This is a genomic window from Geobacter hydrogenophilus (genome assembly GCF_018501225.1).
Taxonomy (GTDB): domain Bacteria; phylum Desulfobacterota; class Desulfuromonadia; order Geobacterales; family Geobacteraceae; genus Geobacter; species Geobacter hydrogenophilus.
In genome coordinates, this window is record NZ_JAHCZI010000039.1 from 1 (window position 1) to 350 (window position 350).

Annotated in this window: 1 pseudogene; it reads left to right on the forward strand. The window is 66.9% G+C overall.

The features are described from left to right. Positions 1-350: pseudogene (locus KI811_RS18430) on the forward strand (hypothetical protein); the annotation flags it as partial.

The window sequence follows — 350 nt, forward strand, 5'->3', positions numbered from 1 at the left end:
GTTGCGGTCAGCTCCTTCACCGCCACCGACAACGTCGGCGTCACCGGCTACCTGATCACCACGAGCGCCACCGCGCCTGCGGCATCGACCACCGGCTGGACAGCCACCGCCCCGACGAGCGTGACCGCCGTTGCCGGCAATAACACCTTCTACGCCTGGGCAAAGGATGCGGCGGGGAACGTCTCGCTCGCCAAGAGCGCCAGCGTGACGGTCACCCTTCCCGACACCACCGTCCCTGTCGTAAGCGCCTTCACCCTTCCTGCCACCTCTACAAGCCTCACCGTTGCGGTCAGCTCCTTCACCGCCACCGACAACGTCGGCGTCACCGGCTACCTGATCACCACGAGCGC